General features: G+C 69.1%; 10 protein-coding genes. 7 read left to right on the forward strand and 3 right to left on the reverse strand.

The window, feature by feature from the left end; genetic code table 11:
• The first annotated feature begins 126 nt into the window (after positions 1-126).
• Positions 127-1,047, forward strand: coding sequence for an alpha/beta fold hydrolase (locus tag ACFWX1_RS39925; RefSeq protein ID WP_378395062.1), 921 nt, complete (start codon positions 127-129; stop codon positions 1,045-1,047).
• Here the strand turns inward: ACFWX1_RS39925 and ACFWX1_RS39930 are convergent.
• Positions 1,044-1,676: an NADPH-dependent F420 reductase gene (locus ACFWX1_RS39930; RefSeq protein WP_378395063.1), complete on the reverse strand. Its 633-nt coding sequence runs from the start codon at positions 1,674-1,676 to the stop codon at positions 1,044-1,046. The two genes, ACFWX1_RS39925 and ACFWX1_RS39930, sit on opposite strands and share 4 nt — an antisense overlap.
• Before the next feature lie 100 nt (positions 1,677-1,776).
• Here ACFWX1_RS39930 and ACFWX1_RS39935 point away from each other — a divergent pair, with 100 nt between their 5' ends.
• Positions 1,777-2,127, forward strand: a complete 351-nt coding sequence (locus tag ACFWX1_RS39935; protein ID WP_378395092.1) for a winged helix-turn-helix transcriptional regulator — start codon at positions 1,777-1,779, stop codon at positions 2,125-2,127.
• Positions 2,128-2,224: 97 nt separating this feature from the next.
• Positions 2,225-2,452 (forward strand): hypothetical protein, encoded by a 228-nt coding sequence (locus ACFWX1_RS39940; RefSeq protein WP_378395064.1) that lies wholly within the window; start codon positions 2,225-2,227, stop codon positions 2,450-2,452.
• Between the two features lie 163 nt (positions 2,453-2,615).
• Here ACFWX1_RS39940 and ACFWX1_RS39945 read toward each other — a convergent pair whose 3' ends face one another.
• Positions 2,616-3,281 carry a hypothetical protein gene (locus ACFWX1_RS39945; protein ID WP_378395065.1) on the reverse strand — a complete coding sequence of 222 codons (666 nt, stop codon included), beginning with the start codon at positions 3,279-3,281 and terminating at the stop codon, positions 2,616-2,618.
• A 72-nt stretch (positions 3,282-3,353) separates the two neighbouring features.
• Positions 3,354-4,331, reverse strand: coding sequence for a sugar-binding transcriptional regulator (locus tag ACFWX1_RS39950; RefSeq protein ID WP_378395067.1), 978 nt, complete (start codon positions 4,329-4,331; stop codon positions 3,354-3,356).
• Positions 4,332-4,457: 126 nt separating this feature from the next.
• Between ACFWX1_RS39950 and ACFWX1_RS39955 the strand changes: the two genes are divergently transcribed.
• From ACFWX1_RS39955 to ACFWX1_RS39970, 4 genes are read left to right on the forward strand one after another with little or no spacing between them, the layout of a single operon-like run.
• Positions 4,458-5,462 (forward strand): zinc-dependent alcohol dehydrogenase family protein, encoded by a 1,005-nt coding sequence (locus ACFWX1_RS39955; RefSeq protein ID WP_378395068.1) that lies wholly within the window; start codon positions 4,458-4,460, stop codon positions 5,460-5,462.
• A complete protein-coding gene (locus tag ACFWX1_RS39960) occupies positions 5,455-6,792 on the forward strand; it encodes an ABC transporter substrate-binding protein (protein WP_378395069.1) in 1,338 nt (445 codons plus the stop codon). Before ACFWX1_RS39955 ends, ACFWX1_RS39960 begins: the two co-directional genes overlap by 8 nt.
• Positions 6,792-7,721, forward strand: coding sequence for a carbohydrate ABC transporter permease (locus tag ACFWX1_RS39965; RefSeq protein WP_378395070.1), 930 nt, complete (start codon positions 6,792-6,794; stop codon positions 7,719-7,721). Before ACFWX1_RS39960 ends, ACFWX1_RS39965 begins: the two co-directional genes overlap by 1 nt.
• Positions 7,718-8,548 (forward strand): carbohydrate ABC transporter permease, encoded by an 831-nt coding sequence (locus ACFWX1_RS39970; protein WP_378395071.1) that lies wholly within the window; start codon positions 7,718-7,720, stop codon positions 8,546-8,548. The genes ACFWX1_RS39965 and ACFWX1_RS39970 overlap by 4 nt, the downstream gene beginning before the upstream one ends.
• Positions 8,549-8,650 lie beyond the last annotated feature (102 nt).

Below are 8,650 nucleotides of genomic sequence, written 5' to 3' on the forward strand. Positions count from 1 at the left end.
CCTTCACAGCGCTCAACGCCGTGAAGGAGGCCTTCACGGACCGTCGGGAGGGGTAGGGGAAACCCCACCAGGGAACTGCGGTGTACACCCTGGCCGCTGGGACTGCCGTCGAGCAGAGTCGTGGGTATGGCATCCACCAGGCGTGACATGCTCAAACTCGGGGCGGCGGCAGCCGTCGCGGCGGGAGTGGCCACCGTGGCGCCGCAGGCCGCGGCGGCGGCTCCGGCCGGGTTCGAGCGGCTGCGGATCCGGACCAGGGCCGGGACGTTCGACGCGCTGGCCGCCGGGCCGTCCGGCGGGCGCCCGGTCCTGTTGCTGCACGGCTTCCCCGAGTCGAGCCTCGAATGGCGGGCACAGCTGACGGCGCTGGCCGCGGCCGGATTCCGCGCGGTGGCGCCGGATCAGCGCGGCTACTCGCCGGGGGTGCGGCCGGCGCGGATCGACGCCTACCGGCTCGACAACGCCGTGTCGGACGTCCGCGGCATCGCGAACACCTTGGGCTGGAACAGGTTCGACCTCGTCGGTCACGACTGGGGCGCGTGTGTCGCGTGGATCGCCGCCGCCCGGTATCCGGGGCGGATCCGGAAGCTGGCCGCGGTGTCGGTCCCGCATCCCGCCGCGTTCGCCGAGGCGCTGCGGTCCGATCCCGCGCAGCGGGAGGCGTCGAGGTACATGGCGGACTTCCGCGAGCCCGCGCCCGGCCCGGAGAACCGCATTCTCGCGGGCGGGCCGCCGAAGCTGGACGGCGTACCGCCGGAGGTCCGCGAGGAGTACTTCGCGCGGCTTTCCGAACCGGGCGCTTTGACCGCGGCGCTGAACTGGTATCGCGCCAACGACTTCACCGGGTACGAGCAGTGCGTGCGCGTACCGGCCTTGTTCATCGCGGGGGACGATCCGATGGTCGCGCCGTCCGGGATCCTGAACACCCGGCGCTGGGTGACCGGGCCGTACCGGCTGGAACGGCTCTCCGGCGTCGGCCACTTCATCCCGGAGTCCGCGCCGGAGACCGTTTCCCGGCTTCTGCTCGACCATCTGTGTCCTGTTTAGACGGTCGCGGGCGGGAGGATCGCCTGTGCGTCGGCGCCGTCGAACCACAGCTTGACGACGAACGCCATGGTCGCCTCCATGAGCACGGCCCGGTCGAGCCCGCCGCCGTCGATCGGGACGCAGCCGAGGTCCCGCACGAGCGTGCGGACGTGGTCCAGGGCACGTTCGTCGCCGCCGCACAAGGGCACCGCGAGCGGGCGGCCATCGAACACTGGCGGCGTCAGCCGCCAAACGTCCACATGGCACAGATTGAACGCCTTGACCACGTGGGCTCCCACCGCTTTCGCGGTGATCAGCTCCGCCATCGAGATGCCGGGCGGGGTCTGCGGGAACAGCGTCTCGTCGATGGCATTGGTGGGGTCGATCAGGATCTTGCCGTCCAGCGCGCCGGACGCGGCCCCAGCGGTATCGAGGACGTCCAGGACGCTCTCGGCGGGCAGCGCCAGCAGGATCGCGTCGGCGAACTCGACGGCGTCGGACCAACTCCCGCTTCGCGCGCCGAACTGTTTCGCGAGCGCGGCGGCCTTCGCCGGGTCGCGGCCGCTCACGAGCAGGTCGTGCCCGGCACGCGCCCACTGCGTGCCGAGTGCGTCCGCCATCCCGCCGGTGCCGAAAATGCCGATGCGCATGGGAACTCCTTCTCCGGTGTGCTGACCGGACCGACGATAGGAAGGCGTTCGGGTACCGATCGGTTACCGCGTGAGCGGGCACAATGGAGCCGTGGACCGCATCGAGCACGAGTTCCTCGCCGACTGCCGCACCCGGCTGGCCTTCGACCTGGTGGCCAACACGTGGAACCCGGTCGTGCTGTGGGCATTGCGGAAGGGGCCGCAGCGGCCTTCGCTGCTGCGGCGGCGGATCGGCGGGATCAGCACGAAGGTGCTCACCGAGACCCTGCGCAGGCTGGAGTACTCCGGGCTGATCAGCCGCCGGGCGGTCGACGGTCCGTCACGGGTCGAGTACGCCCTGACCGGACTCGGCGCGAGCCTGCTCGGCCCGATCGAGGCGTTCGGACGGTGGGCGGCCGAGCACGGTGACGACGTCATGGCCGCGCAGGAACGGATGGACGAGCTGGCCTGATCCGCCCTTTGGGGCAGGTTTCGGTCAACTACGTCCGCCCCGACGCCGGTCGGGTTAATGTCAGCGCACTGGGACGGATTCGTGAACTGGAGGGGTCATGCGGAACATCAAGCGTGCGGCGGCCGGGATGCTGGTGGCGGGCGCCGCGGCGGCGGTGCTGGGCGTGGTGGGCGCGACGTCCGCGCAGGCGGCCACGGCCATCGAGTACGGGGCTCCGGCCGCGACGGCGCAGAGCGGCGGCGACGTCGAGTCCATTGTGGCCGGTGCGTACAAGAAGCTCGGCAAGGCTTCGGTGACTCCGGACGCCTCGGCCACCGAGTACTGAGCTGGATCTGTTGTCAAGGCCACCTTACGGGCGTCGGACGCCTGCAAGGTGGCCTTGACGGCATTTCGGGCCCCGGTGCGGGAGCGGCGAACTCGCGTACCTGGATGGCGAACTCGCGTACCTGGATGGACGACTCGCGTGATTGGACGGAGATCTCGCGTGATCAGGCGGGGGTAAGGCGGGCGGGGCGGGTGAGCAGGACGGTGGCGAGCATGAGCAGGGAGAAGGCGGGGAGCGGGTAGCCGAGGAGGAGGCCGGCGGTGGTGTCGGCGAGCGGGGCGGCGATTCCGGCGGCGAAGACCCAGGCCGGGGCGGTGCGGGGTTTGGTGGCGGGGGACCACGAGGTCCGCTTGCCGGGTTTGGCGACCGAGAGCCAGGCCTGGAAGGCGAGAACGCTTGCCATCAAAGCGGTTCCGGCGATCAGCGGCCAGCCGATCGGGACCGGCGAGCCCACCCGGGCCGCCTCGACGGAGTCGCGCAGCGCACCGGAGAGCAGGAAGATCCCGGCGTAGAGCTGCGCCAGTGTCAGCACGAATTTCGTGAGCACCCACCAGTGCCGGAAGAATCCCCACGCGGTCGAGGCGGCGAGCAGGATGCCGGTGAACGCGGCGGCGTTGGCCATCGGCGCGAGCAGCGTCGTGTCCAGCACGTGCGCCATCGACGTCGCGCTGACCCGCACCCGCGCATCGCCGGTGGTCGCGCCGAGCACGAGCAGCGTCATCAGCGCCAGCGCCTCGCCGATCCAGACCACCGAGGTCAGCACGTGCAGCCACACCACGGCCTGTCGCCAGCGTGGAGAGGTCTTCTTCGCGGGGACTCGTGAACTCACGGCGTCCAGGGTGGTGCTCCGGCTCGCCGGGCACATCCGGCGAAATCACCCAGCCGACCCCGAAATCCGGGATCAGGGCGGGGAGGCCTTGGCAAGTTCCAGCAGCGGGACGGCCGCGGCGGTGTCGGTGATCAGCGTGGTGACGATGCCGGAACGCAGGACCGCGTCCACGGCCGCCGCCTTCGGTTCGCTGTAGCCGAGCGCGATGACCTCGGGGATCGCGCGCAGTTCCTCGGTGCTGATGGCCAGGACGTGGTGGGCGAGCCCGGTGGAGAGCGCGGTGCCGTCGGCCGCGAACAGCCGAGCGGCGACCTCGGCTGTCGCGCCGCGTTCGGCGATCGCCGTGCGTTCGGCCTCGTCCAGCGCGTCGTACACCGTCGACTCGTTCGGTTGCCACGCGCCGATGCTGACCACGGCCTTGGTGAGGTTCTTGAACTGCGCGAACGTCTCCGCGATCCCGGGCTGGCGGCGCAGCGTCTCGGTGGTGCGCCGGTCGGGCAGCACCAGCGGTCCGAACATCGGGTACGCGTCGCCGCCGGACACCGACGTCACGCGGCTGACGGTCTCCACCGAGCGGCCCCGCATGTCCATCCCGGCCTGTACTCCGCACAGTTGCACGATCGGGCAGCGTGGCAGCGCCCTGATCTCCTCGGTCATGGCGTTGACCGAGCGCGCCCAGGACAATCCGATGATGTCGTCCTTGGTCGCGATGTCCTCCAGGAGCCGAGCGGCGAGTGTGCCGATCTTCTTGCGGACGACCTCGCGGGGTTCGCTCTCTCGCGCTCGTTCGAGCACGAGAACCCGCTCGAGCCGGTATGCCGAACGCAGTTCCTCCGACAGCACGACGTCGACAGGGGACGGCAGCCGGAACTCGATCCGGACCAGCCCGGTTTCCCTGGCCTTGTCCAGCATCCTGGCGATCTTGAACCGGCTCACGCCGAACTCGTCGGCGATCTCCAGCTTCGACTGCCCGCGCACGTAGAAGCAGTAGGCGACGCTGGCCAGGTCGAGCGAGTCGGACAGGCCTGACTGTAGAGAACGAGCGCTCATATGAGCATTATAGCGTGAAAATTCGGCGAAAGGTTGACGTATCACCAGGCAAAACCCTGTAATGCCTACACATGCCAGCCGCGCGATAGATCAATGACGCTCATACGAGCGGATGAAGGGAGAGGCATGCGTGCCGCGATCGTGGACCGTCCCGGGGAGATCAGGGTCGGTGAGGTGCCCGATCCGAAACCGGCGGAACGGCAGGTCGTCATCAAGGTGGGTGCCTGCGGGATCTGCGGGACGGACCTGCACATCGCCGACGGGCACTTCCCGCCCACGCCCTATCCGATCGTCCCCGGCCACGAGTTCGCCGGCGAGATCGTCGAGCTCGGCGCGGACGTACCGGGCGAATGGCGGATCGGCGACCGGGTCGCGGTCGACCCGTCGCTGTTCTGCGGCTACTGCACGCCGTGCCGGTCCGGCCACGGCAACCTGTGCGCCAACTGGAACGCCACCGGCGACACGGTGAACGGAGCCTTCGCCGAATACGTCGCCGTTCCCGCCGCCACCTGCTACCGCATGCCCGACAGCATGACCTGGCAACAGGGCGCGCTGGTCGAGCCGGTTTCCTGCGCGGTGCACGGCGTGCGCAAGATCGGGGTCGAGGCCGGCGAACGCTTCCTCGTCGTCGGCGCGGGCACGATGGGCCTGATCATGCAGCAGTTGCTGCAACGCGCGGGTGCGCGGGTGACGGTCGTCGACCGCAACACCGGCCGCCTGCCCCGTGCCACCCGGCTCGGTGCCGAGGCCGTCGCGGGTGACGTCGCCGAGCTGAACGGCGAGAAGTTCGACGCCGCAGCGGACTGCACCGGTGCCGCCCCGGCCATCGAAGCCGCGTTCGGCTCGCTGCGCCGCGGCGGGCGGCTGCTGATCTTCGGCGTCGCGCCCGCCGAGGCCCGTGTCGCGCTCTCGCCGTTCCGTATCTACAACGACGAGATCACCGTCGTCGGCTCGATGGCCGTGCTGAACAGCTTCGGCACCGCGCTCGACCTCGTCGCGAACGGCGCCGTCGACACCGGTGAGCTGCTCACCGACACCCTGCCGCTGGAGCGCTATCCCGAGGCGCTCGACCTGATGCGCAGCGGCGCGGGCCTCAAGGTCCAGGTCCTTCCGGGGGCGAGCGGTGCGTAGGCTCGGATACCTGCTGGCGGCGGTGGCCCTGCTGGTCACCGGATGCGCGGGAGCGGGCGCGGCGGGCGGCGGCGGCCGCACGCTCGTCATCGCGATCGTGGCCAACCCGCAGATGAAGGATGCGATGACGCTGGCCCCGGAGTTCGAGAAGGCCAACCCGGGCGTCAAGCTGAAGTTCGTTTCGCTGCCGGAAAACCAGGCACGGGCGAAGATCACCGCGTCGACGGCGACCGAGGGCGGCGAGTTCGACGTCGTCATGATCAGCAACTACGAGGCGCCGCAGTGGGCCGCGAACGGCTGGCTGGAGAACCTCGAGCCGCATATGGCCGCCACGCCCGGTTACGACAGGAACGACTTCATCCCGAGCATCCGGCAGTCACTGTCCTATAAGGACCAGATGTACGCGGTCCCGTTCTACGGCGAATCGTCGTTCCTGGCCTACCGCAAGGATCTCTTCGAGAAGGCCGGGCTGACGATGCCCGCGAAGCCGACCTGGCAGCAGATCGCGGAGTTCGCCGCGAAGCTGGACGACAAGGCGAACGGCGTCGCCGGGATCTGCCTGCGCGGAAAGCCCGGCTGGGGCGAGAGTCTCGCGCCGTTCACGACGGTCGCGAACACCTTCGGCGCGCAGTGGTTCGACAAGGGCTGGAACGCCAAGCTCACCAGCCCGGAGTTCAAGGCCGCCGCGGAGTTCTACGTGAACCTCATCCGCGAGCACGGCGAGGTCGGCGCCGCCAGCGCGGGCTTCTCCGAGTGCGGCACGAACTACACCCAGGGCCAGGCCGCGATGTGGTACGACGCCACGGTCATGGCAGGGACCAACGAGGACCCGGCGAGCAGCAAGGTCGTCGGCAAGTCCGGCTACGCGCCGGCGCCGGTGGAGAAGACACAGGCCAGTGGCTGGCTCTACACCTGGTCGCTGGCCGTTCCCAAGGTGGCGAAGGACAAGGACGCGGCCTGGAAGTTCATGGCGTGGATGACGGACAAGGCGTTCGTGCAGAAGGTCGGCACCACCTACGGCTGGAATCGGGTCCCGCCGGGCGTCCGGCAGTCCACTTACGACATTCCCGCCTACCGTGACGCCGCGAAGGCCTACGCACAGCCCACTTTGGACGGTATCGCCGACGCGAGTCAGCAGAAGGTGATGGCGAATCCGGTCCCGTACCCCGGGATCCAGTTCGTCGGGATCCCTGAGTTCCAGGATCTCGGCACCCGGGTCAGCCAGCAGCTCTCGGCGGCGATCGCCGGCCGGGAGTCCGTGGACGAGGCGCTGAAACAGGCGCAGCAGTACGCCGAAACGGTTGGTAAGTCCTATCAGGAGGTTCGGTGATGTCCACGATCTCCGTCCCCGCCCGCACCGAACCCGCGGAAGCCAAGGCCGAACGCCGGGGGCTGAGCACGGCGGCGAAGCGGCGGCTCCCGCTGCTGCCCGCGCTGATCTTCGTCATCGCGGTGACCCAGCTGCCGTTCCTGCTCACGGTGTTCTACTCGTTCCAGTCGTGGAACCTGGTGCGCCCCGGCTCGCGGCACTTCGTGGGCCTGCGCAACTACGTCGACGTCTTCACCGACATGACGTTCCTCGGCGCGCTGCTGAACACCGTCGTGCTCACCGTGGTGTGCGTGTTCGTCTCGCTGCTGCTCGGGCTGGGACTCGCGATCCTGCTGGACCGCAAGTTCCTCGGCCGCGGCGTGGTGCGGACCCTGCTGATCACGCCGTTCCTCATCCTGCCCGCCGCCGGCGCGTTGTTGTGGAAGACGACGATGTTCCACCCGAAGTTCGGGTTGCTGCACTTCGTGTTCGGCACCGACGTCGACTGGCTCTCGCAGTTCCCGCTCGGGTCGGTGATGGTGCAGATCGTGTGGCAGTGGACGCCGTTCATGATGCTGCTGATCCTCGCCGGGCTGCAGAGCCAGCCGAAGGACGTGCTGGAGGCCGCGTCGGTCGACGGCGCGGGCCGCTGGCGCACGTTCACCGCGATCACGCTGCCGCACCTGAGCCGGTTCCTGCAGCTGGCGACGCTGCTCGGCGCGATCTACATCGTGAACAGCTTCGACGCGATCTTCCTGATGACGCAGGGTGGCCCCGGTACCGCGAGCACGAACCTGCCGTACTACATCTACCAGCGCGCGTTCGAGGGATTCGACGTCGGGCAGTCCTCGGCGATGGGCGTGGTCGTGGTCATCCTGACGATGATCGTGGCGACCTTCGCGCTGCGCTTGATGTTCCGCACCTTCTCCGTGGACGGGGGAGTGAAATGAGCACACTCACCACGAAACGCCGCTACGGCGCGGGCTCGCTGACGGCCGTCACCTGGGTGCTGGCGATCCTGTTCGTGTTCCCGCTGATCTGGATGGTCATCACCGCGTTCAAGCAGGAGGCCGACGCCTCCACCGATCCGCCGAAGGTGATCTTCAGCCCGACGCTCGACCAGTTCGCCGGGGTCATCGACCGCGGTTTCCTGCCCTACCTGGCAAACTCCGCGTTCGTCACGGTGATTTCGACGCTCCTGGTGCTGCTGCTCGGCGTCCCCGCCGCGTACGCGCTTTCGCTGGCGCCGGTGAAGGGGACGTCGAACGCGCTCGGGTTCTTCCTGTCCACGAAGATGCTGCCGATCGTGGCCGCGATCATCCCGCTGTACGTGATTTCGCAGAACGTCCAGCTGCTGGACAACGTGTGGGCGCTGGTCATCCTCTACACGTCGATGAACCTGCCGCTGGCGATCTGGATGATGCGCTCGTTCTTCCTCGAGGTCCCGAACGAGATGATCGAGGCGGGCCGGATCGACGGCGCGAAACTGCCGACGCTGCTGTACCGCGTGATCATGCCGGTGGTGGCGCCCGGTATCGCGGCGACGGCGCTGATCTGCGTCATCTTCTCCTGGACGGAGTTCTTCTACGCGGTGAACCTGACGGCGGCGCGGGCGGGCACGGTGCCGGTGTTCCTCGTCGGCTTCATCACCAGCGAGGGCCTGTACTGGGCACAGCTCTCGGCCGCCGCGCTGCTGGCCTCCCTGCCGGTGATGATCGTCGGCTGGATCGCCCAGAACCACCTGGTCCGCGGCCTGTCCATGGGCGCGGTGAAGTGAGCTGAAGGGGGGGGGGGGGGGGGTGGGCTGGCGCGCGGGATCGCCTCGGCCAGCCCGGGGGGGGACCGGGGGCGGGGCGGTGCGCGCAGCCACTCGCCGGAG

This window comes from Amycolatopsis sp. NPDC059021 (genome assembly GCF_042739895.1).
GTDB lineage: Bacteria > Actinomycetota > Actinomycetes > Mycobacteriales > Pseudonocardiaceae > Amycolatopsis.